We start from the raw sequence: 22973 nt of genomic DNA, 5'->3' as shown, positions 1-22973 counted from the left end.
TTACTCTAAGGGTCTCTCCTCAGATTCCTCCTCTTTAGTTTCAAATAAATTAAGAATTTTTTCTGTATCTATATTATCTTCTAGTATTTTGCATAATTTATCATATTGCTTTAGTTTATATTTCTTATAATTTTCTTTTTCTTCTTTACTGTTTTCAATAACAACATTATACTTTTCTTTTAGATGATTTATAAGCTTCTTCCTAAATTCTTCTATCTCAAATATACCATGCACATAGGTGCCAAAAACATCTCCTCTTTCGTTGCAAAGACCTGTTATGTTATTATTCTTATCTATTATAAGGACCTCTCCATCTTTATCTAATATCTCAGTATATCCATTTTGTATTTCATACCCATATACTCTTATATTAGAAAGATCCTTTAATTCATTTTCCATAGAGCATGTAATTCCTTTAGAAATAACTGTCCTTCTTTCAAAAGATATTTTAGTATCTAATGGTAACATTTCGAATCCAGTTATACATTTTCTACTATTATTTGAATCTAAATTATTTATTATATTTCTACCAAGCATTTGGAAACCAGCACAAATTCCCATAACTGTAGCTCCCTCTTTATATAGCTCTATAATTTTATCATATAACCCATTTGATTTGATTTCATTTAAATCATAAATTATACTCTTGCTGCCTGGTAAAATTATCAAATTAGCCCCTTCTAATTCCTTCGGTGTTTTTACGTATCTTATATTAACATTTTTCTCAAGCTCTAATGGATAAAAATCTGTAAGATTAGATATATGTGATAATTTTATTATTCCTATATTAAGACCACTTCTTTTATTATTTCTAAGCCTTTTAGTTATAATTACCTCATCTTCTATGTTCAATTCTTCATAAGGTATTACACCTAATACTGGAACTTTTAATTTCTCTTCTAATTCTTTTATTCCATTTTCTAATTCATCTTTATTACCTTTGAACTTATTTATTATAATCCCTTTTACTAATTTCCTATCTTCCTCATTAAGTAGCATAATAGTTCCATAAATTGAAGAAAATACACCACCATCTTCGCTATTTCCAACTAGTATAACATCTGAATTTGTAAGTTTTGCAGTATAAAAATTAGCTAAATCTTCATTTTTACATCCTAATTCTATACAACTTCCTTCTCCCTCTACAATTATATTACTATGTTTCTCAACCAATTTTTCAAAGTCTTCTTTTATAAACTCCTTTAAATCTTTACTTAATTCTTCATAAGAACAATTATCTTTGTGACAATAGGATTTACCATTAACTATTATTTTTGTTTTTTTATTAGCAATCTCTTTAATTAAGATAGGATTCATTGTATATTCTGGTTTTATTTCGCAAGCTTCTGCTTGTACTATTTGAGCACGTCCAATTTCTTCCCCATTTCCTATTGAATTTGTTTTAGAAGTAATATTAAGTGCTTTAAATGGTGCTACATCATACCCTCTCTTCTTTAAAAACCTGCATAGTGCTGTTGCAATAGTACTTTTACCAACTGAGGATGCAGTACCTAAAATCATTACATTTTTTTTCATAACCTGTCACCTCATAAACATTATTTCTCAATTACTATATGATTATAATTATTAATCTTAAGTTTTTCACCTAATTTAAACTTTATATCTTTTTCAAATATAGGCCCACCACAAACAAAAGTATGATATTCTCCATTTTCTCCACATGGATCTGCCCCTGTTTCTTTTATATCTGATACAACTTCTTTTGTTAAAACTTTCCCCAGATATGTATCATTTAATTGAGTATCATTACAACACTTAATTATACCTTTAAATCCAGCTTCTATAAATTCATGTGTTAATTCTTCTCTATCTTCTTGCCATAAAGGAAACTCTGCATCTATTGAAACATTATTACATCTATCTGTACACCAGCCTCTATGGGATTCTATATCTATATCTCCAAATGCGCACATTTCTGCTCCAAGTTCTTTTCCTTTTTTTAGAGCTTCTTCAAAGTAATCCTCATACTGCTCTCCTGAGCATACTACTTTTATTAAAGGAATATCTAATGAGCTTGAAACTTCATCTAATATTGATTCTGGTATTCTATGAAACCATGACTCATTCTCATCTTTATTTACTGTTACTATCAATCCAACAGGTTTTAAACCCCTTTTTATTAATCTATATAGTGCCAAAGTACTATCTTTACCACAGCTATATGATAAAATAAATTTTTTCATTATAAACTTCTCCTTAACTCCATTTTTTCAATACCCTAATCATAAACTCTCTTATATTTATTCCATATATATCTTCTACTTCTTTTGATTTTAATATTTCTTCACTGCTACCTATATTTACTATCTCCCCATTATTTATAAGTGCTACTCTATCTGCATATATTTGAACAAGGTTAAGATCATGTAATACTCCTATAACAGTTCTCTCTCCTTTTCTACACCATTTTTTTAAGTTCTCTAGAAGTTCTATTTGATGCTTAAAATCTAAATGATTAGTAGGTTCATCTAATAATATAACTTTAGGATTTTGAACTATTGCTCTAGCTAAAAATACTCTTTGAAGTTGTCCTCCTGAAAGTTCGCTTATATATTTATTTTCTATATCTTTAAGAGACAAATCCTCAATTACACTATCAATAATAATTTTATCATCTTTTCCTAAAGTAGTAAAAGCCCCTTTTATATGAGCATATCTTCCTAAGGAAATAGTTTCATATACTGTATATGAAAAATATACTTCTGTTATCTGAGACATTAGTGCTATTTCTTTAGCTAATTCTTTTCTCTTTATACTCTTTATTTCTTTATCTAAAATTTTAATACTTCCTGTATAATCATTTATATTAGCTATTGCTTTTAAAAGCGTACTTTTTCCACAACCATTAGGTCCTATTATACAAAATAATTCATTCTTATTAACTTCCAAATTAGCATTTTTAATAATATCTATTTTATCATATCCAGTATATACATTATCTAGTTTTATCATTCTTTCACCTACTTCTTTTTAAAGTATATATAAGCAAAGAAAGGTGCTCCTATCAATGCAGTTATTGCACCTACTGGAAGTTCTGATGGTGAAATTATTGTTCTAGATATTAAATCTGTAATAACCATTAGAATCCCACCAAACACAAAAGACATTGGTATTACTAAACTATGTTTAGCTCCAAATATTTTTCTTACTACATGTGGTGCTATTAAATCTACAAAACCTATTATTCCGCTTAAAGCTACAGCACTACCTGTTAATATAGCTGTAAATAAGAAAAGTCTTGTTTTAACTTTATTTGTGTCTACTCCAACTGTTTTAGCACTATCTTCTCCAAATGTAAGTATATCCATTTCTCTTGTATATAAGATGATTCCTACAATTCCTATAAGTAAAAATGGTATAAATACTTTAACGTAGCTCCATCCCTTCATAGAGAAAGATCCCATCTGCCAAAGTGAAATAGCTTTTAAACTATCTCCATGCATTGATCCTATAGTTGTAAGTATTGCATTTAAAAATAATGAAAATACCATTCCAGCAAGTATTATAGTGTTATTAGATAAAAGTTTATCTACTCTCTTTGCAAAAGCTATTACTATTATAACTGTAAACAAACCAAATATAAAGCCAACTATTGGTAAAGAAAATTCTTGAATTAACGGTATATTTACTCCAAAAATCATTACAAGTGCTGCACCAAGACCAGCCCCTGATGAAATTCCTAATGTATAGGGTGATGCCAGCGGATTCTTAAGCACTGACTGAACAACCGCTCCACTCACAGCTAATGCGCCACCAACTAAAAATGCCAGTAAAACTCTTGGAAATCTAAGTTCCCATATAATAGCTATCTCTTGCCCTGTTACATTTTCTTTTAACGGAATATTAACTAATTTATTACCTATTATTGAAAAAATATCAAATAAGTTAATATTGGAACTTCCAATGGAAGTTCCAATACATATAACTAAAAAAACTATAGGTATAGTTAAAAAAGCTAAATTCCTTTTTCTATTGATCTTTATATTCATTTGGATATATATCCTTTGCCATTTGTTTTAAAGCTTTTATAATGTATTGTGATGGTCTTGATGATGAATTTGTATCTATCTGGTACACATCTCCATTTTTAACAGCATTAATAGTATCCCATCCTTTTCTATCTTCAATTTTTTTAACAGGGTCTTTTATATAATTTACATTTGTTAAGATAACATCAGGATTTTTTTCAATAACTGATTCAGCACTTGGTGATATCCATCCATTTTCATTACTAAATATATTCTTTGCTCCAATTATATCTATCATTTCATTTAAAAATGTTCCTTTACCAAAACTATATAATGATGGCTCTGGTCCTATTTCAAAATAAACTGACTTCTTATCTTTTATTGTATCTCCAATTTTCCTTATCTTCTCTACTTCATTTTTCATATCAGAAACTATTTCGTTTCCTTTATTTTCCGTACCAGTTAATTTAGCTAAAAAATCTATATCATCATATATACCTTGAATGCTATTACTACTTGGAATGTATACAACTGGTATTCCAGCTGCTTTAATTGCTTCAAATGGATCTTTACCATCTACTTTATTCTGTCCTGATGCTATGATAATATCTGGTTTAAGTGATATTATTGTCTCTGCATCTGGGTTCATAAAATCTATTCTAGTAATATCTTTATTAGTTCCAGAAACATCTTTTGAATATGTATCTGTAGCAATTATTTTATCACCAAGACCTAAAGATACTAGAACTTCTGTATTTGATGGAGCTGTGGAAATTATTCTATCCATCTTCTTTGGTACATTAAATTGATTTCCCTCTCTATCTTTCATTGTTTTTTCAGTTCCTGTGCAACCTACAAATATAGCTGCAAATAAAAATATTGAAGCTATAATAGTAAGTAACTTTATTCCTTTAAACTTTTTCATATGTCCTCCTATTTTTCTCCTTAGATTTTCTTATTTATTATATCATGTATAACACCTTATTTATATTTTTTCCATATTAACTATTTTAATATTATTATTTTCTAATATTATTTCTAATAGATAACCTTTTCCGCAACTTGGTTGCCAATCAAATAAATTTTTCTCACTACTATAAAATTGTTCTAGAATTGTTCCAATAGTTCCTCCATGACAGATTAACGCAACATTTTTTTGATTTTTACTAAATAATTCATTTATAAATTTATAAAATGTATCTTTTATTCTTTCTCTGTAGGAATTTTTGCATTCTCCATTAGGAATAACATATTTCCCACTGGTATCTTCTATCCAATCTATGTATTCTTTTTTATTTTTTAATTCTTCATATCCTTTCATCTCAAAATCACCAAAATTATACTCTTTAAAGCCCTCTTCAATTGAATAATTATCACAATCAAACAATATGTTTAATGTCTCATTTGTTCTCTTAAGTCCTGTAGTATAATAATTATCACAAACTGTATATATTCCTTTTAAAGATTCTAATTCAGTCTTTCCCTTATCCGAAAGTGGCAAATCAGTATATCCACAATATAAACATTTCTCATTACCTTCTGTTTTCCCATGTCTTATTAAATATAAATTTATTTTATTCATCTTTTAAAACCTTCTCTATACCTAAAAAAATTCTTATAACCTTGTTGCTCTTAGAAGATATATATTGAATTGATTTTCCATGCTCATCTCTCCAAATTCTATCTATTTTTTCAATTGGTACTATTCCTAGTCCAATATCATCAGTTATAATTATTTTATCTTTTAATTTATCCATATTATTTTTTATATATTCTACAGGACTCTTATTTTCCAAAATCATATTTCTAACAAATATATGAAAACCACATATAACTTTTTTTTCTAAGTTTATATTGCCTGAATTACAATAAAATATATCTTTATCACATAAATTATATTTTTCTTTTACATAGGCTAATTTACCGTTATAAGCACCACCAAAAACTAATATCATATCTTTTCTCCTTAAAATACTGCTAACATTAAAATTCCAACACACTCTCCAACTATAAGTCCATAGCCTGCTACATCTCCATTTATTCCTCCAAGCTCTTTTATATTAACATCTGTTTTATAAAGCATAATCAAGCACATTATAAGCATAATACCATTGTATATCAATCCTAATGTAAGATATATAACCATAAAAGTTATAATCAATATAATTAATTGTAACGCCCTATCCCATGTATTAGTACCATCTTTAAATATCTTCACTAATGTACTCTCTTTTATTTCTGTTTTTGTTAATATCATAAGTGCCATAAAACTTCTACTTATTATAGGTATAAATAAAAGAAATAGTATATTTTTATTATCTTCTATTATTGAATAAATAGACGCAAATTGAATTATCATTAAGATTACAAGACAAATCACTGAAAATGCTCCAGTACATGAATCTTTAAGAATTTTTAATTTTGTCTCCCTATCTCTTCTTGAAAGTATTGCATCACATATATCCATAAATCCATCCAAATGTAGCATTCCAGTAACCATTATAGGATAAATTAAGAGTACTGCACTAATTAATATATAATTTATATTAAACCAATTTAATATACTATAAAGTAATACCCATAAAGCTCCTATTATAGCTCCAATAAAAGGATAAAACTTTAAAATATTTCTTGTATTTTCTTTCTCCCATTTATATCTAGGTGCTGGTATTACCGAAAACATAGACAATGCCATAAAAAAGCTTCTAATATATCTCATTTATTATTTTTCTCCCCTCAAGATTCCCTTTATGAATTTCAAAATTATTATAATTACATTCAATCACTATATCGAAATCCTTAACTATTAGTCTATTTAAATATGCTAATTCTTTTCTATATTCATTAGTAAAATCATCATACAATATAGAGTCACTAAAAATATAATCAGTTACAACTACTATATTTTTGCATTCATTGCTTAGATCAATAATATTTTTAGCTATTTTTTTATATGTATATTTTTTAACTCCATCCTTAGTAAACATTTCATTATTAAGTAAAGTAGTAACACTATCTAAAAGAATAGTATCTAATTTATTTATTTTATTAATTATTTTATCTAAATCTCTAAACGCCTCTAATGTTATGAAAGTATTGTCTTTTCTTCTTTCCAGATGCCCTTCTATTCTTTTTAAATCCTCATCGCAATGAGGTTCCATAGTAGCTATATATTTTATTTTATTTGAAGTTTTTATCCTTTTACAAATCTCTTCTCCAAGAAAAGATTTACCACTTCTTGTTCCTCCTATTACTGCTATTTTCATATATTTTCTCCTCTTTATTTTTTATGTTATAATGCATAATATACTTTAAGAATTTAGGTGATTATTTGTTAAAAAACGTTTTTTTATGTGTATCTAAAAAATTTAATACTAGCATACACAATGTAAAATTAATTAATAAACTTCAAAGTCTTTCTAATGATGCTTATAATATCTCTATAAATAATAGTTTATATCTAATGAAGCTTTCTTTAGATGAAAAAAATCTATTAAAAGAGCATAGCATATTAAAAATTATCAATCGAAAGTCATATATTTTAAAATGTGAAAACTTATTTATTTTATTATGTAATTGGATTGATGGGGATACTCCATGTGAATACCTTTGTAACTCAAATGAATTTATAAATAAATTATCTACTAAGCTAAAGGAATTTCATTCACTCACCCCTTCAAAAGAATTAAATTGTATATCTCCATTTTCTTATATTAATGATAAGTTATCATATTGCAAAGATAATAATATACAGCTTCCTAAAACTTATGATTATTACTTAGAATTATTAAATTACATAGAAAATAAATTTCCAATTAAAGAATTTTCTCTATGCCATAATGATTTAAATCCATCTAATATTATAGTTTCAAATAATAATCCTCTATTAATAGATTTTGAATTTTCAGCATTAAATGACATATTCTTTGATTTGGCTACATATTCACTATTTATAGATGATTCTAAGAAATTATATTTCTTAGAATCATATTTAGGAACAATAACAAATTATGATATAGAAAAACTTAAAAATTATATTAAACTTGTGAAATTATATAATGGTTTGTGGAGCATAACAAAATCACCATCTACTAATAAAAATTATGATTATAAAAAAGGTGGTTTTCTTGTATTAAGTTCTATATAAGTTACATCTATACTTTATAACATTCCTCATCACGTATTTCATCTAAATATTCACAATTTATTCCTGACTCTTCGAAGGTTGACATGTCTCTTAATATAGCATTTGCTGTATCTATTATAGTGAATGCTATAGGACAACCACTACCTTCTCCAAGCCTCATATCTAAATTCACCATAGGTTGAAGCCCTAATTCTTTAATAGCTAGGCTATATCCAATTTCTTGAGATAAATGAGATGAAAATAGATAATCTCTTACATTGCTGTTTAATCTTGATGCTACAAGTGCTGCCACAGCTGATATAAATCCGTCTATAACTATTGGAACTTTATAATACGCTGCACCTAAAAACGCACCTGCCATAGCTGCAATATCAAATCCTCCAACCTTCGTCAGTACATCTATAGGGTCATTTTTATCTGGATTATTTATCTCTAACGCTTGTTTTATTATAGCTTTCTTTTTATCGAATGAACTATTAGTTAATCCTGATCCTCTTCCAACTGCTTTCTCTATACTACATTCTTGTAGAGATATTAAAATTGCACTACTAGTACTGGTATTTGCTATTCCCATCTCTCCTACCCCTAAAATTTCACATCCTTCATCTATAGCTTTCTTAACAGATTCTACTCCTGCTAATATAGCAGTTATACATTCTTCTTCACTCATAGCTGGACCTTTTGCAATATTATTAGTTCCTCTTCTTATTTTTTTATGTATTACACCTGGAACCTTTAAATTACTATTTATTCCTATATCCACTACCATTAAGTCGCTTCCATTTTGCTTTGCAATTACTCCAACACCGGATAATCCTTTTGTAAAATTAATAGTTTGTGCAAGCGTAACATATTGAGGAGTACTTGCTATACCTTCTTCAAATACCCCATTATCTGAGCAGAAAATGATTACACATTTATTTTCAAAAGTGTTCTTCATTTTGTTAGTTATCCCTGTTATCTTAATAGCAATTTCTTCAAGTTTACCAAGACTACCAAGTGGTTTTGCTAAAGAATCAACCCGTTCTCTTGCTTTTCTTTGAATTTCTTTATCTGTAGAATTTATATTATTTATTATCTTATATATTTCATATTTTCTATCCTTCATATCACTAATACTCCTTAAATAATATCATATAATTTACTATACCTAATTCTTTGGTGTACTTTATTGAAAATTAGCTGAATACACCATTATGTGCATTCAGCTAAAATGAATTATCTTGATTTAGCAGTTCTGCTTGCTAAGCATAAAAATACAAATGTAATTAATATAGATATTGGCATTATAAACATAGCATATTTTATTCCTACACTATCCGATACAACTCCTACCAATAAATTCATAACAGTATTTACAATACTTGCAAGTGCTATTATAATTCCAGTAGTATAAGCAGTGCTCTTTTTAAATGTATTACTTATAATAACAACAACCGTTGGAAACATTATTGAGAAAAAGAATCCTGCAATTGATACTATATATAATCCCACTTCTCCACTTATAAGCCCAATTATAAATAAGCATCCACCAATTAACGAAAATATTTTTACAGATCTCATAGTGCCAATTTTTTCAACTATAAATCCACCGACTAATCTACCAATAGTTAATAATAAGAAAAATATTGATACATAAGATGCTATTTTTGATTCTGTAACATTTGCATAATTAGATTTTATGTACGTTGGCAACCATCTTCCTGTTCCTTGTTCAGCTATTATATAAAAACCTAAACCTATAAAGAAGAACCAAACTAATTTATCTTGTAAAATTACAAATAAAGATATTTTATCATCTTTTTTATCCATTTTTACTACTGGAAGCTTTACAAATAAAAATGCTATTAATACTATAAATGTAATTATCGCTGAACCTATATAAATCTTTCTCCATCCAAATCCATCTGTCATTAATACACCTGAAAGTTTTTGTGATGCAGAAAGACCTACTCCATAAGCAAAGTGAGTTAAATTCATAGCAATTGCTTGTCCCGTAATCCATATTACTGGTATTATAGTATTTGCTGCAATAGACATTAAACCTAGAAAAGCTTGAATTGCTGCAAATGCAATTATAAATATTGTAAAATTAGGTGACCACGCTTGTATTAAATTAGTTAGAGCAGCTCCTAATAATCCTATTAAAAATAACTTTTTCTGACCTATCTTTTCACATAAAGCTCCACCAACATAATTACATATTAAATATGCTATTGTACCAAACATAAACATTAATGATAATTTTGTATCAGTTATTGCAAAATCTCTTTTTATAGGCACTGTAAAGATATTTATAAGACCTTCTGTTATTGCCGCAACCACCATTACAAAATATATTAAAGTAGTTGATATTATTTTATTTTTATCGCTCATTTTTTTCTCCCTTCGTCTCTTGTAAAACAAAGTTATTATAGCATACTTCTTTTAATTTTATAAAGTAAAAAACTAGAAGCTACAATGGATAACTTCTAGTTTAATAATTTAGACGTTAATTTCACTCTTAACTTCTATTGCTTCCTTATTATTCTCTATAATCGGATTCACATACTCGTCAATAAACTCCACAACTTGACTTGGAGCTCTACCAACAAATTTATTAGGATCAATAATTGCCCTAATCTCTTCTTCTGAAAGATTAAAAGTACCATCATTAATTATTCTCTTTATTAAATCATTATCAAGACCTTCACCCTTAACTCTTTGAGCTGCAGCCATTGAGTGGGTTCTTATTTTTTCATGTAATTCTTGTCTGTCTCCGCCTCTTTTTACTGATTCCATCATAATATTTTCAGTTGCCATAAATGGTAATTCATTATTTACATGAGCAGCTATTACCTTGTCATATACAACCATATTCTCAGCTATATTAATATATAAATTTAGAACTCCATCTAAAGCTAAGAACCCTTCTGCAATTGAAAGCCTTTTATTAGCAGAATCATCTAATGTTCTTTCGAACCATTGTGTAGAAGCTGTTATAGCAGGATTTAGAGCATCTACAATAACATATCTTGCTAGAGCACCCATCCTCTCACTTCTCATAGGATTTCTCTTATATGCCATTGCTGATGATCCTATTTGATTTTTTTCAAAAGGTTCTTCTACTTCCTTCATACTTTGAAGCAATCTTAAATCATTACTAAATTTATAACAACTTTGTGCTACTTCTGATAATGTATTTAAAACTATTGAATCTAACTTTCTTGGGTAAGTTTGACCTGTAACTCCATAACTTTTTTCAAATCCCATTTTTTCTGCAATCTTTTTATCTAATATCTTTACTTTTTCTTCATCATCTTCAAAAAGAGTCATAAAGCTCGCTTGTGTTCCAGTTGTTCCTTTAACACCTCTTAATTTTAAAGTACTTAAAAGGAAATCAATGTTCTCTATGTCCATTACTAAATCTTGCATCCATAGAGTAGCTCTCTTACCTACTGTTGTAAGCTGTGCTGGTTGGAAATGTGTAAATCCTAGTGTTGGCATATCCTTATATTCTAAAGCAAACTTACTTAATCTATGTAACACAGTAACTATCTTTTTCTTTACTAATAATAATGCATCTCTCATTATTATTACATCTGTATTATCTCCAACATAACAACTAGTTGCTCCAAGATGTATTATTCCTTTAGCATTTGGGCATTGTAATCCATATGCATATACATGACTCATAACATCATGTCTTACTTCTTTTTCTCTTTTTATTGCATCTTCATAGTTTATATCATTTACATGTTCTTTTAATTCTTCTATCTGCTCTTCAGTTATATTTAATCCTAACTCTCTTTCACTTTCTGCAAGTGCTAGCCATAATTTTCTCCAAGTTGTAAATTTCATATCATCAGAAAAAATAAAACTCATTTCTTTTGATGCATATCTTGAATTTAACGGTGTACTATATAAATTTCTCATCCTAGACCTCCATACGAATATATTTAAAATATTACATAATATAGTTCGTATTATAACATAATTATTTATTATTTTCATCTTTTTGTAAAAAAAACTTTCATTAAAGTCATTATTAATATTATATATTCATATATATATTTTAGATAGTAATGAAAGGAGATTTTATTATGTGTAAAATAAACATATTAGACAAACTATCTTTTCTACTAGTTATAATAGGTGCACTTAATTGGGGTTTAATTGGTTTATTAAATTTTAATTTAGTTACCTTATTAAGCTTTGGAGTAGCAATGGTATCTAGGATTATATATATACTAATCGCTATATCTGGCATTAACTTAATAACATTATTATTTAGATGTAAACTTATATCATTAAAATAAGAATCATATGTAACTGATTTTATATACATAAATTCTTATTAAAAAAGAAAAAGGTTCCTAAAATATTAGGAACCTTTAATCTTTAATTAATCTTCTAAGTTTTCGATTAATTTTGAAATTTCTTCTACAGCTAAAGCTTCATCATCTCCTGAAGCAATAACGTTTACCACTGAGTTAGCAGTAACAGCTAATGAAAGAACTCCAATTAAGCTCTTAACGTTTGCTTTCTTACCGTTAAACTCTAAGCTCACATCTGATTTGAATGAAGAAGCTTTTTTAACTAGTAAAGTTGCTGGTCTAGCGTGTAAACCAGTAGCATTCTTAACTAAAACCTCTTTAGATACCATGTAAATACACCTCTTTACTTAATTTAATAGGTTAATATTTTATTAACCATTTTATTATAAATGGTTTTCGTGAAAATTTCAACTATTGAATAATCTAATTTACAAATAAATTACCTCTACTTCCAATTTAGTTATGTATTTTTAAAAATAATACATATTATTATCTTGGCTGTACTATAAGCTTAATAGCTGTTCTTTCTTCTCCATCAATAATTATATCTGTAAATGCCGGTACACAAATTATATCTTTTCCACTTGGAGCTACGAATACTCTTGCTATAGCAATAGCTTTAATAGCTTGATTTATAGCGCCAGCTCCTACCGCTTGAATTTCTACTATATTCTTTTCTTTTATTATTGCAGCTAATGCTCCTGCTACTGAATTTGGGTTTGATTTTGTTGAAACTTTTAATACTTCCACTTTTATTTCTCCTCCTACATTTTATTACTAATCGTTTACATTAATAAAAATACTCTACCATCTTATGGCATAATATATATATTCTACTCTTATTTATAAATCCCTTTATTTTTTTGAAATTTTATAAAAAAATACATTTTGACAAAGCAAAATGTATTTTAATATTGACGATTTATTTAGCAAAATCAATTGCTCTAGTTTCTCTAATAACATTGATTTTTATTTGACCTGGATATTCTAATTGTTCTTCTATGCTCTTTGCAAGATTTCTAGCAAGTTCAACTGATCCAGCATCATCAATTTGATCTGGTTTAACCATAATTCTAATCTCTCTACCAGCTTGAATGGCATATGACTTTTCTACACCTTCATATGAGTTAGAAATTTCTTCTAACTTCTCTAATCTCTTTATATATGCCTCCAATGTTTCTCTTCTTGCTCCTGGTCTTGCTGCTGATATTGCATCTGCTGCCTGAACCAATATTGCTTCTAAAGATTGCATTTCAACATCCCCATGATGGGCTCCTATAGCATTTACTACTAATTTAGATTCACCATATTTCTTAGCAAGATCAGCCCCAATAATTGCATGTGGCCCTTCTTGTTCTTGATCTACAGCTTTCCCTATATCATGTAATAAACCAGCTCTTCTAGCTAGAGTAACATCTAAACCTAATTCTGAAGCCATCAAACCAGCTAAATATGAAACTTCTATGGAATGTTTTAATACATTTTGGCCATAACTAGTTCTATACTTTAATCTACCAAGTAATCTTGTAAGCTCTGGGTGAAGACCATGAACAGCTGTTTCTAATGTTGCTTGTTCTCCTTCTTCTTTAATGTCATTTTCAACATCTTTTTGAGCTCTTTCAACCATCTCTTCGATTCTTGCTGGATGTATTCTGCCATCTACTATTAACTTTTCTAGTGCCATTCTAGCAACTTCTCTCCTAATTGGATCAAAACTTGATAAAATTACTGCCTCTGGAGTATCATCTATAATTAAATCTACTCCTGTTAATGTTTCTAGGGTTCTAATGTTTCTTCCTTCTCTACCTATTATTCTACCCTTCATCTCATCATTAGGTAACGCAACAACATGAACAGTTGTTTCTGAAACATGATCAGCAGCACATCTTTGTATTGCTGTAGTAACGATTTCTCTCGCCTTCTTATCCGCTTCTTCCTTAGCCTTGCTCTCAATTTCTTTAATCATTATAGCAGACTCGTGTGAAACTTCTTTTCTAACTTCATCTAAAATTAATTGACGAGCCTCTTCACTAGATAAGTTTGCAACTCTTTCAAGTTCCTCTCTTCTCTTTTCATGAAGATCGTTAGCTTCTTTTTCTAACTGTTTAATGTCATTCATTCTACCATTAATGGTTTCTTCCTTCTTTTCAAGAAAATCGCTCTTTTTATCAAGAGATTCTTCTCTTTGTAAAACTCTTCTTTCAAGCCTTTGGATCTCATTTCTTCTCTCACGAGAATCTTTTTCTAAATCATTTCTTAATCTATGAACCTCTTCTTTTGCTTCAAGTATAGCTTCCTTCTTCATAGCTTCTGCATCTTTTTTTGCATCTTCTACAAGTTTTTCTGCTTCTCTTTCAAGAGATTCTATTTTGTTTTTTGATGTACTTTGTATTGTTTTGTAAAGTACTATTCCTAATATTAACAGCACAATTATATCAATTATAATCATTGTTACAATTTGTGGCATATTAACACCCCCTCGCTTATTTTTAAGTGAAAGCGTAGTGGTGTCATACTGTTTCTCACTGTTATCCTTGGAATATGATAAACCAGTATTTGTTATTATTGTATAGTAAAAATAAAATTATGTCAAGTTGACTAATATAAAGTATTAATCAACTCATTTTCTTTATTATACTCATTTTCTCTCTTTTTTACGCCTAATTTCTTATTAACATTTCATCTTTAAGTAAACCTTTAACTATTATTTTTTTATGTTGTTTAATAAAAAATGGTAAGACACCTATTCTTTAGGTTGCCTTACCATAAAAACTCAATCTTATTTTAAATTAATGTTGTTACTATTTGCTTTCTTTATCGGCAGCAGTTTCTTTCTCCACTGATTTATTAAGGGGAAGATTATGCTTTGATCTAATTTGATTTTCTATATCTAAGGCTACTTCTGGATTTTCTTTTAAGTACGCTTTTGCATTTTCTCTACCTTGACCTAATCTTACATCTCCGTATGAGAACCATGCTCCACTCTTTTGAACTATTTCTTCCTTAACACCAACATCAATGATATTTCCTTCTCTTGAGATACCTTCGTTATACATTATATCGAATTCCGCTTGTCTAAATGGTGGTGCAACCTTATTCTTTATTATCTTAACTCTTGTTCTGTTACCTACTATACTTTCACCTTGCTTAATTGAATCTATTCTTCTAACATCCATTCTAACTGATGCATAGAATTTTAATGCTCTTCCTCCAGGAGTTGTTTCAGGATTACCAAACATTATACCAACTTTTTCTCTAAGTTGATTTATAAATATAGCAACACAATTTGTTTTGCTTATTGTTCCTGCAAGCTTTCTTAGTGCTTGAGACATTAATCTAGCTTGAAGACCAACATGTGAATCTCCCATTTCTCCTTCAATTTCAGCTCTTGGAACAAGTGCTGCAACTGAGTCAACAACTATAACATCAATAGCTCCTGAACGAACTAAAGCTTCTGCTATTTCAAGTCCTTGCTCTCCAGTATCTGGTTGAGAAACTATTAAATTTTCTGTATCTACTCCAATTTTTCTAGCATATGAAGGGTCTAATGCATGTTCTGCATCTATAAATCCAACTGCCCCACCTAATTTTTGTGCCTCTGCAACAATATGAAGTGCAACTGTAGTTTTACCTGAACTTTCTGGTCCATATATTTCTACAATTCTTCCCTTTGGTACTCCACCAATTCCAAGCCCTATATCTAAATCTAAGCAGCCTGTTGGAATTGAATCAACATTAAGAACTGATTCTTCTCCTAATTTCATAACTGAACCCTTACCAAATTGTTTTTCTATTTGGCCCATGGCTGCCTCAATTGCTTTTAATTTATTTGAATCTATATTATTCATTAATACACCATCCTCTCACCGAACTTATGTTCTATATCTATAATTATATAGAACTACTTATATATAGTCAACTATAAATACAGATAAAAGCCCCAACTTTTAGTAGGAACTTTTATTATAATTGACATATTTATTATTTTCTAATCATTTTACTTATTCATTGTTATTACATTTTTATTTTTTCTAAAGTAATCATATCCTGATATTATAGTTATAACAACTGCTATATTTAATGCTAAACTTGGAATATACTTAAAGAAATTAGTTAAAAAATCACTATTTATAACAGCATTATTTAAACTTGTACTTTGCGTTATATTTATTTCTATTAAAAGTATTATTATAGCTACTATTTGTATAACAGTTTTAATTTTTCCCCACCAGCTTGCTGCAATAACCTTACCTTCTGCTGCCGCTAGAGTTCTAAGTCCTGAAACTGCAAATTCTCTCGCAATAATTATTATAGCTGCCCAACTTGGAACAACTCCATATTCTATAAGTGAAATTAATGCAGCTGTAACTAATAATTTATCTGCTAAAGGATCCATAAATTTACCAAAATTAGTTATTTGATTTCTACTTCTTGCAATATACCCATCAAGTTTATCTGTTATTGAAGCAATAACAAATATAAATGTTGCTACAAAAGTACCATATGGTATTCCTTTAATTGCAATAAATATCAAAAAAATTGGTACTAAGATCATTCTTAGTAATGTTAATTTATTTGCAAGATTCACACATACCAACTCCTATTAAATCATACTCTGTATTCTTTTCTATTCTAACTTCAACAATATCTCCTTTATCTACAGGACAATGCTTTGTAAAGAATACATTTCCATCTATCTCAGGTGCCATTTCATAATTTCTTCCATAGTAATATTCACCATTATATCCTTCAACAAGAATATCATATATATTACCTATTTTCAAACTATTTATTTCTTTTGAAATTTCACTTTGAATTAACATAAGCTCTTTTTCTCTTATTTCTTTTATTTCTTCATCTATTTGCATATCCATAATAGCAGCTGGTGTTCCTTCTTCTCTTGAATATTTAAATACTCCAACCTTTTCAAGCTTATGTTCTTTTAAGAATTCTTTAAGCTCATTAAAGTCATCCTCTGTTTCATTTGGAAATCCTACTATAAGAGAAGTTCTAAGTGCTATTTGTGGTATTTCTCTTCTTAATTTATCAATTTTATTTATTATATCTTCTTTTGTTGTTTTTCTTCCCATAAGTTTTAATATGTTATTACTTATGTGTTGTATTGGTAAATCTAAGTATTTTAACACTTTATCATTTGTAGCCATTTCTGTTATAAGATCATCATATATCTCTTCTGGATAACAATATAATACTCTAATCCATTTTATGCCCTCAATTTTTGATAACTTATTTAAAAGTATATGAAGACTTTTCTTTCCATATAAATCACTTCCATAAAGAGTGGTATCTTGAGCTATTAATATTAGTTCTTTAACACCTTTTTTAGCTAATCCTTCCGCCTCTTTCAATATGCTTTCCATTTCTCTACTTCTAAATTTACCTCTTATCTTAGGTATTATACAATACGTACAGAAATTATTACAACCTTCAGCAATTCTTAAATATGCAGTGCTCTTATCTGTTGTGAGCACTCTTTCACCTTCATTTATATTATCATCTGAATAGTTTACTTCTGTAAACCTATCTTCCATGTTTTCTTTTGTTATAAATTCTCTAATTAACTTATCTATTTTATTATAGTCATTCACTCCAAGCATTATGTCTATTTCAGGCATTAACTCTTGTAGCTCTTTTCCATATCTTTGAGTTAAACAACCAGTTGCAATTAATAATTTGCAATTGTGCTTAGTTTTATAATTTGCCATCTCTAAGATAGTATCAATTGATTCTTGTTTTGCCTTTTCAATAAAACCACAGGTATTAACTATAATTATATCTGCCTCTTTTGGATTATTTATTATTTCATATTCTTTATTCATAACTCCAAGCATAATTTCAGAGTCTACTCTATTTTTATCGCAACCTAAGCTAACCATTCCTACTTTATATTTTGCCAAAACTTTTTTCCTCCTATGTTTTAAAAAAATACTTTTATACCTAACTATTTTATAACTGTTTTTGCGCTATTACAAGATAAAATTTCCTTCTCCTCATTAAATGTTATTATCACTGCAATCCGCTGCTGTTAAATCATCCTTAGATATTAATACTTGCCTTGGTCTACTGCCATCTTTAGGAGATATTACCCCCCTAGCTTCTAGATCATCCATTATTCTTGATGCTCTATTAAAACCAATTCTAAGTCTTCTTTGTAAAAATGATGTAGATGCTTGGCCATAATCAATAACTATATTTATAGCTTCTTCTAAAAGGTCATCTACATCATCTCCTTGCATATTAGAATTTGATGCTTCTGCTTCATTATTTATATGCTCTATAATTTCTTCTTTATATATAGCCTCATTTTCTCCATCTTTTATAAATTCAACTACTTTTTCAACTTCTTCTTCTGATATAAAGCATCCTTGAACTCTAAGTGGTTTACTTTCTCCAACAGGATAATAAAGCATATCCCCTCTTCCTAAAAGTTTTTCTGCTCCACCACTATCTAATATTGTCCTTGAATCTATTTGAGATGAAACAGAAAAAGATATTCTAGATGGTATATTTGCTTTAATTACTCCAGTTATTACGTCTACAGAAGGTCTTTGAGTTGCAATTACTAGATGCATACCTGCAGCTCTTGCCATCTGTGCTAATCTCCCTATATAATCTTCAACATCATTTGGACATACCATCATAAGATCAGCAAGCTCATCTACTATGATAACTATATAAGGAAGTTTCTCTTCAATTGTTCCTTTAGAGTAAAGTGAATTGTAGGAATCAATATTTCTTGCTCCTGAATCTGCAAATAATTTATATCTTCTTGTCATTTCATTTACAGCCCAGTTTAATGCTCCAGCTGCCTTCTTTGGATCTGTAACAACTGGTATCAATAGATGAGGTATTCCATTGTATACACTCAATTCAACAACCTTTGGATCAACCATTAGAAGTTTAACTTCATCTGGAGAGTATTTATAAAGCAAACTTATTATTAATGTATTTATACATACACTCTTTCCTGATCCTGTGGCACCTGCAATTAATGTATGCGGCATTTTACTTAAATCCCCTACAACACATTGACCTCCTATATCTTTTCCTAGTGAAAATGCTAACTTCTTATTAGTATTTAAAAATTCATCTGATTCTAATACTTCTCTTAAAAATACTGGAGTCTGTTCTCTATTTGGAACTTCTATTCCAACAGCCGCTTTACCTGGTATAGGTGCCTCTATTCTAACTCCAGAGGCTGCAAGACCTAAAGCTATATCATCAGATAAATTTACAATTTTACTTACCTTTACGCCTGGACTTGGTTGAAGTTCAAATCTAGTAACTGAAGGTCCTTTTGTTACTTGAGTGACTTTAGCATCAACCCCAAAACTTCCTAATGTTTCTGATAATTTATTTGCACTTTCAATAAGTTCTTGTTTATCATTACTATTTAATTTAGTTCCACTATTTATATTAAGTAATGATGTATCCGGATGAACATATTCGGACTTCATTCCTTCTTCTTTTCCTTCTTGTATACTAGTTTCGATTTCATCATGTACTACAGCTTTCACTGAATTATCTAACTTTTCTTTTTTATAAGTATTATCTATCTTATTTGAATCTTTTAAGAAAGTATCAATTTTTTCTTGATGCTCCTTAGGCTCTATTTTCTCAACTACTTCTTCATTATTTTTATATGCCTCATCTTCATATATAGCGTCTTCATCATCAAGAGAGGAATTCTTCATAAAATCTAAAATTTTAATCTTGTTATTTACTCCATTTAAAAATTCTTTTTTATCTACATTCTTACCTTCATCTTTTTTAACCACTTTAATAAATGTATCATCTATATCATTGTTTCTGTCTTTGACTTGTGGTTTTCTTCTCTTTCTAGATTTTTTTATTTCACTGCTCTTATTCTTCACAGTTATACCAACATCATATAATGTAATATCAAATGTAAGTATAGTTGCTATTATAATAAGTGCTATATAAATGATATAAGAACCTACTGTTCCTACAAATTTAAATAACGGATATGATATTAGATATCCTAAAACTCCTCCATTTAATATTGATTTCATACTTAAAATGCCCTCTATACCTTGTCCAAAAGAAGTAACACTATTCATACTTTGAAGATATATTGTTGAAAATATTAATATTAATATAGCAGCGTATATAGTTACTCCATAGAAATTTTTATTAAGCTTAATACTACCTTTAGACTTTATATATTCATATCCCAAATATAATAAATAAATAGGGATTATATATGCTCCAATACCCACTAGAAAATGAGATAACTTTTGAGATATTGCTGATAATATTCCTACAAAATCTGTATATATTGCAACTGATAAAAGTATTCCTACTGAAATATATACTATTCCAAGTATATCTGTATTTTTATTATTATTTTTCTTATTCTTACTTGATTTTTTAGTTCTGCTCAAAAATAATCACCCCACTTTATTACTTTCTACATATATAATAAAATTCCTTTTATAAACATAATAAAATCAGCTATAAAATATTTACAGCTGATCCTAATAACTTACTCATTTTCATCTATCAATGTATTTAACTTTGAAATAGCTTCTTTTAGTCCACCAACTTCATTTATTAATCCACACTCAACTGCTTGATTGCCAATTAAAATAGTTCCTACATCATTTAATAAATCACCCTGCTGTCTTAAAAGTTTTTCTAGTTCTTCCTTCTTTATATCAGAAGTTCTAACTATAAATTCATTAATTCTCTCTTGCATCTTTTTTAGATACTCAAAAGTTTGAGACACTCCAATTATAAATCCATTCATTCTAATAGGATGAACTATCATTGTTGCAGATGGAGTTATAAACGAATATTTTGCTGATGTTGCAAGTGGCACTCCAATAGAGTGGCCTCCTCCTATAACTATAGAAACAGTTGGCTTTGATAAAGAATTTATCATTTCTGCAATTCCAAGTCCTGCTTCAACATCTCCTCCAACAGTGTTCAATACAATTAGTACACCCTTAACATTTTCATTTTGCTCCATTTCAATAAGCTGTGGTATTACGTGTTCATACTTAGTTGCTTTAGTTTGAGCTGGAGAAACTACGTGTCCTTCTACCTGTCCGATAATTGGTAACACCCTAATTCTTTCATTTGGATTTACTACACCCATATTTCCAAATTCTTTGATTGATTCACTATTTTTATCTAATTTTTCATTATTATCATTATCATTTTCGCTTTTTAAAAAATTTGTATTCATAAACATTCCTCCTATACACTTTTATTTTGTACAAGAGGAATTTTTTTATACTTTATGCTTATATAAATATTAAATTTTATTATTATGATAGTTCAAATGATTTATGTAGCGCATTTATAGCTTCAGCCACATTATCTGAATGTATTAAACACCATATAGTCATATGAGAATCTGCTGTTTGTAAAACTTCAATATTATTTTCATTTAATGATCTAACTATTTTAGCAATGACCCCTGGTATACCAGCCATTCGTGATCCTATCACTGCTAATTGACTACAGTTCTCTGTTAATGAATATTTTATGTTTATAGCATCTAATATCTTTTCAAGCTCTTTCTTCTTATTTTCTCCAATTGTGAAAATTTGCTGTTCTGGGAATATATTTATTAAATCCAAACTTATTTTATTAGCTGCAAGTAAGCTTAATAAATCCTTGTATTTTGGATTATTTAAATTTTCTTTTGCTTTAATTTTCACTTGTATTCTATCATTTTGATGAGTAATACCAGTAATTATCTTACCATTATTAAGATCTCCATTATTATTAATTAATGTTCCTTTAGCATCGCTCATTGTATTTTTAATAAATAATGGTACGTTACTCTTCATAGCTATGTCAACAGCTCTTGGATGAATAACTTTTGCACCTTGCTCTGCTAATTGGAATACTTCATTATAACTTATCACATTTATTAATGATGCATCTTTTACTATTCTTGGATCAGCTGTCATTATACCATCTACATCGGTATAAATTTCTATTTGTTCAGCTTCTAATGCAACTCCTAATATAGCCGCACTAGTATCGCTACCGCCTCTTCCAAGAGTTGTGAAAAATCCATCTTCACTCATTCCTTGGAATCCAGTAACAACTGGCACTCTTCCTTTTGATACAAAGTCTAATATTTGCTTTGGATCAACATCTAAATGTTTTGCATTTGTAAATACATTATCAGTTTTAATACCAGCCTGTCCTCCAGTTAATGGAATGGCATCAATTCCAACATCAAATAACTCATTACTCATAACTACTGAACTTATAAGTTCACCACAACACATTAAAAGGTCTGATGCTAGTTTATTTGTGTTTTTAAACTTATCTCCAACTAATGATAAAAGTGTATCTGTTGCATAAGGATCTCCACTCCTGCCCATAGCTGAAACTACTACTACAGGAGAGTACCCTTCATCAATGGCACTTTTAACTTTTTCAACTACCTTTTGTCTTCTCTCTTTTGTAGATACAGATGTGCCACCAAACTTTTGTACTACAATTTTCATAATTTTT

General features: G+C 28.7%; 23 protein-coding genes. 2 read left to right on the top strand and 21 right to left on the bottom strand.

Annotated elements, in window-relative coordinates; translation table 11 throughout:
* The 9 genes from K5V21_RS09070 to K5V21_RS09030 are packed head-to-tail and all read right to left on the bottom strand — an operon-like array spanning nucleotide 1 to nucleotide 7255.
* A complete protein-coding gene (locus K5V21_RS09070) occupies nucleotides 1-1536 on the bottom strand; it encodes a cobyric acid synthase (protein WP_221860981.1) in 1536 nt (511 codons plus the stop codon).
* A gap of 20 nt (nucleotides 1537-1556) precedes the next feature.
* Nucleotides 1557-2207: a Dph6-related ATP pyrophosphatase gene (locus tag K5V21_RS09065; protein ID WP_221861047.1), complete on the bottom strand. Its 651-nt coding sequence runs from the start codon at nucleotides 2205-2207 to the stop codon at nucleotides 1557-1559.
* A gap of 10 nt (nucleotides 2208-2217) precedes the next feature.
* Nucleotides 2218-2973 carry an ABC transporter ATP-binding protein gene (locus tag K5V21_RS09060; protein ID WP_221860979.1) on the bottom strand — a complete coding sequence of 252 codons (756 nt, stop codon included), beginning with the start codon at nucleotides 2971-2973 and terminating at the stop codon, nucleotides 2218-2220.
* Between the two features lie 8 nt (nucleotides 2974-2981).
* Nucleotides 2982-4010 carry a FecCD family ABC transporter permease gene (locus K5V21_RS09055; RefSeq protein ID WP_204595314.1) on the bottom strand — a complete coding sequence of 343 codons (1029 nt, stop codon included), beginning with the start codon at nucleotides 4008-4010 and terminating at the stop codon, nucleotides 2982-2984.
* Nucleotides 3991-4914 (bottom strand): ABC transporter substrate-binding protein, encoded by a 924-nt coding sequence (locus tag K5V21_RS09050; protein WP_204595313.1) that lies wholly within the window; start codon nucleotides 4912-4914, stop codon nucleotides 3991-3993. Before K5V21_RS09050 ends, K5V21_RS09055 begins: the two co-directional genes overlap by 20 nt.
* 60 nt (nucleotides 4915-4974) lie before the next feature.
* On the bottom strand, nucleotides 4975-5571 hold the full coding sequence (locus K5V21_RS09045) for a histidine phosphatase family protein (RefSeq protein WP_221860977.1): 597 nt from the start codon (nucleotides 5569-5571) through the stop codon (nucleotides 4975-4977).
* Nucleotides 5564-5944: a bifunctional adenosylcobinamide kinase/adenosylcobinamide-phosphate guanylyltransferase gene (locus K5V21_RS09040; protein WP_221860975.1), complete on the bottom strand. Its 381-nt coding sequence runs from the start codon at nucleotides 5942-5944 to the stop codon at nucleotides 5564-5566. Before K5V21_RS09040 ends, K5V21_RS09045 begins: the two co-directional genes overlap by 8 nt.
* Before the next feature lie 11 nt (nucleotides 5945-5955).
* A complete protein-coding gene (locus tag K5V21_RS09035; protein WP_221860974.1) occupies nucleotides 5956-6708 on the bottom strand; it encodes an adenosylcobinamide-GDP ribazoletransferase in 753 nt (250 codons plus the stop codon).
* Nucleotides 6695-7255 carry a bifunctional adenosylcobinamide kinase/adenosylcobinamide-phosphate guanylyltransferase gene (locus K5V21_RS09030; RefSeq protein WP_221860973.1) on the bottom strand — a complete coding sequence of 187 codons (561 nt, stop codon included), beginning with the start codon at nucleotides 7253-7255 and terminating at the stop codon, nucleotides 6695-6697. Before K5V21_RS09030 ends, K5V21_RS09035 begins: the two co-directional genes overlap by 14 nt.
* A gap of 65 nt (nucleotides 7256-7320) precedes the next feature.
* On the opposite strand from K5V21_RS09030, the gene K5V21_RS09025 reads away from it, so the two are divergent.
* Nucleotides 7321-8136 carry a phosphotransferase gene (locus K5V21_RS09025; RefSeq protein ID WP_221860972.1) on the top strand — a complete coding sequence of 272 codons (816 nt, stop codon included), beginning with the start codon at nucleotides 7321-7323 and terminating at the stop codon, nucleotides 8134-8136.
* Nucleotides 8137-8143: 7 nt separating this feature from the next.
* Here the strand turns inward: K5V21_RS09025 and cobT are convergent, their stop codons facing one another.
* From cobT to purB, 3 genes are all read right to left on the bottom strand, one after another.
* Nucleotides 8144-9244 carry a nicotinate-nucleotide--dimethylbenzimidazole phosphoribosyltransferase gene (gene cobT / locus K5V21_RS09020; protein ID WP_221860971.1) on the bottom strand — a complete coding sequence of 367 codons (1101 nt, stop codon included), beginning with the start codon at nucleotides 9242-9244 and terminating at the stop codon, nucleotides 8144-8146.
* A 110-nt stretch (nucleotides 9245-9354) separates the two neighbouring features.
* Nucleotides 9355-10512: an MFS transporter gene (locus K5V21_RS09015; RefSeq protein WP_221860970.1), complete on the bottom strand. Its 1158-nt coding sequence runs from the start codon at nucleotides 10510-10512 to the stop codon at nucleotides 9355-9357.
* A 108-nt stretch (nucleotides 10513-10620) separates the two neighbouring features.
* Entirely contained in the window at nucleotides 10621-12051 is a 1431-nt protein-coding gene (gene purB / locus K5V21_RS09010; protein WP_221860969.1) for an adenylosuccinate lyase, read from the bottom strand.
* Nucleotides 12052-12218: 167 nt separating this feature from the next.
* On the opposite strand from purB, the gene K5V21_RS09005 reads away from it, so the two are divergent.
* Complete coding sequence (locus K5V21_RS09005) at nucleotides 12219-12434, top strand: DUF378 domain-containing protein (protein ID WP_221860968.1); 216 nt, start codon at nucleotides 12219-12221, stop codon at nucleotides 12432-12434.
* Between the two features lie 86 nt (nucleotides 12435-12520).
* Here K5V21_RS09005 and K5V21_RS09000 read toward each other — a convergent pair whose 3' ends face one another.
* The 9 genes from K5V21_RS09000 to dapG form a co-directional block, all read right to left on the bottom strand.
* Nucleotides 12521-12781: an HPr family phosphocarrier protein gene (locus tag K5V21_RS09000; protein ID WP_204595303.1), complete on the bottom strand. Its 261-nt coding sequence runs from the start codon at nucleotides 12779-12781 to the stop codon at nucleotides 12521-12523.
* Between the two features lie 160 nt (nucleotides 12782-12941).
* Nucleotides 12942-13202, bottom strand: coding sequence for a stage V sporulation protein S (locus tag K5V21_RS08995; RefSeq protein WP_221860967.1), 261 nt, complete (start codon nucleotides 13200-13202; stop codon nucleotides 12942-12944).
* A gap of 172 nt (nucleotides 13203-13374) precedes the next feature.
* Entirely contained in the window at nucleotides 13375-14910 is a 1536-nt protein-coding gene (gene rny, locus K5V21_RS08990; protein WP_204595332.1) for a ribonuclease Y, read from the bottom strand.
* Between the two features lie 343 nt (nucleotides 14911-15253).
* Nucleotides 15254-16300 (bottom strand): recombinase RecA, encoded by a 1047-nt coding sequence (gene recA, locus K5V21_RS08985; protein WP_221860966.1) that lies wholly within the window; start codon nucleotides 16298-16300, stop codon nucleotides 15254-15256.
* A 149-nt stretch (nucleotides 16301-16449) separates the two neighbouring features.
* On the bottom strand, nucleotides 16450-17040 hold the full coding sequence (gene pgsA, locus K5V21_RS08980) for a CDP-diacylglycerol--glycerol-3-phosphate 3-phosphatidyltransferase (RefSeq protein WP_221860965.1): 591 nt from the start codon (nucleotides 17038-17040) through the stop codon (nucleotides 16450-16452).
* The gene (rimO, locus tag K5V21_RS08975) at nucleotides 17024-18370 is read right to left on the bottom strand and encodes a 30S ribosomal protein S12 methylthiotransferase RimO (protein WP_221860964.1); all 1347 of its coding nucleotides are present in this window, start codon (nucleotides 18368-18370) and stop codon (nucleotides 17024-17026) included. Before rimO ends, pgsA begins: the two co-directional genes overlap by 17 nt.
* A gap of 96 nt (nucleotides 18371-18466) precedes the next feature.
* Nucleotides 18467-20878 (bottom strand): FtsK/SpoIIIE family DNA translocase, encoded by a 2412-nt coding sequence (locus K5V21_RS08970; protein ID WP_221860963.1) that lies wholly within the window; start codon nucleotides 20876-20878, stop codon nucleotides 18467-18469.
* A gap of 101 nt (nucleotides 20879-20979) precedes the next feature.
* Complete coding sequence (locus K5V21_RS08965) at nucleotides 20980-21684, bottom strand: ClpP family protease (protein WP_221860962.1); 705 nt, start codon at nucleotides 21682-21684, stop codon at nucleotides 20980-20982.
* An 82-nt stretch (nucleotides 21685-21766) separates the two neighbouring features.
* The gene (gene dapG / locus K5V21_RS08960) at nucleotides 21767-22966 is read right to left on the bottom strand and encodes an aspartate kinase (protein WP_221860961.1); all 1200 of its coding nucleotides are present in this window, start codon (nucleotides 22964-22966) and stop codon (nucleotides 21767-21769) included.
* Nucleotides 22967-22973: the final 7 nt, after the last annotated feature.

Origin of the sequence: Clostridium sardiniense (assembly GCF_019753795.1) — a bacterium.
GTDB lineage: Bacteria > Bacillota > Clostridia > Clostridiales > Clostridiaceae > Clostridium > Clostridium sardiniense.
This window is presented reverse-complemented; position numbering and strand designations above follow the sequence as displayed.

What these genes read in the sequence shown, in the direction of transcription:
- K5V21_RS09070 (WP_221860981.1), bottom strand. Translation starts at nt 1,536, where the DNA reads ATGAAAAAAAATGTAATGATTTTAGGTACTGCATCCTCAGTTGGTAAA.
- K5V21_RS09060 (WP_221860979.1), bottom strand. Translation starts at nt 2,973, where the DNA reads ATGATAAAACTAGATAATGTATATACTGGATATGATAAAATAGATATT.
- K5V21_RS09055 (WP_204595314.1), bottom strand. Translation starts at nt 4,010, where the DNA reads ATGAATATAAAGATCAATAGAAAAAGGAATTTAGCTTTTTTAACTATA.
- K5V21_RS09050 (WP_204595313.1), bottom strand. Translation starts at nt 4,914, where the DNA reads ATGAAAAAGTTTAAAGGAATAAAGTTACTTACTATTATAGCTTCAATA.
- K5V21_RS09045 (WP_221860977.1), bottom strand. Translation starts at nt 5,571, where the DNA reads ATGAATAAAATAAATTTATATTTAATAAGACATGGGAAAACAGAAGGT.
- K5V21_RS09040 (WP_221860975.1), bottom strand. Translation starts at nt 5,944, where the DNA reads ATGATATTAGTTTTTGGTGGTGCTTATAACGGTAAATTAGCCTATGTA.
- K5V21_RS09035 (WP_221860974.1), bottom strand. Translation starts at nt 6,708, where the DNA reads ATGAGATATATTAGAAGCTTTTTTATGGCATTGTCTATGTTTTCGGTA.
- K5V21_RS09030 (WP_221860973.1), bottom strand. Translation starts at nt 7,255, where the DNA reads ATGAAAATAGCAGTAATAGGAGGAACAAGAAGTGGTAAATCTTTTCTT.
- cobT (WP_221860971.1), bottom strand. Translation starts at nt 9,244, where the DNA reads ATGAAGGATAGAAAATATGAAATATATAAGATAATAAATAATATAAAT.
- K5V21_RS09015 (WP_221860970.1), bottom strand. Translation starts at nt 10,512, where the DNA reads ATGAGCGATAAAAATAAAATAATATCAACTACTTTAATATATTTTGTA.
- purB (WP_221860969.1), bottom strand. Translation starts at nt 12,051, where the DNA reads ATGAGAAATTTATATAGTACACCGTTAAATTCAAGATATGCATCAAAA.
- K5V21_RS09005 (WP_221860968.1), top strand. Translation starts at nt 12,219, where the DNA reads ATGTGTAAAATAAACATATTAGACAAACTATCTTTTCTACTAGTTATA.
- K5V21_RS09000 (WP_204595303.1), bottom strand. Translation starts at nt 12,781, where the DNA reads ATGGTATCTAAAGAGGTTTTAGTTAAGAATGCTACTGGTTTACACGCT.
- recA (WP_221860966.1), bottom strand. Translation starts at nt 16,300, where the DNA reads ATGAATAATATAGATTCAAATAAATTAAAAGCAATTGAGGCAGCCATG.
- K5V21_RS08965 (WP_221860962.1), bottom strand. Translation starts at nt 21,684, where the DNA reads ATGAATACAAATTTTTTAAAAAGCGAAAATGATAATGATAATAATGAA.
- dapG (WP_221860961.1), bottom strand. Translation starts at nt 22,966, where the DNA reads ATGAAAATTGTAGTACAAAAGTTTGGTGGCACATCTGTATCTACAAAA.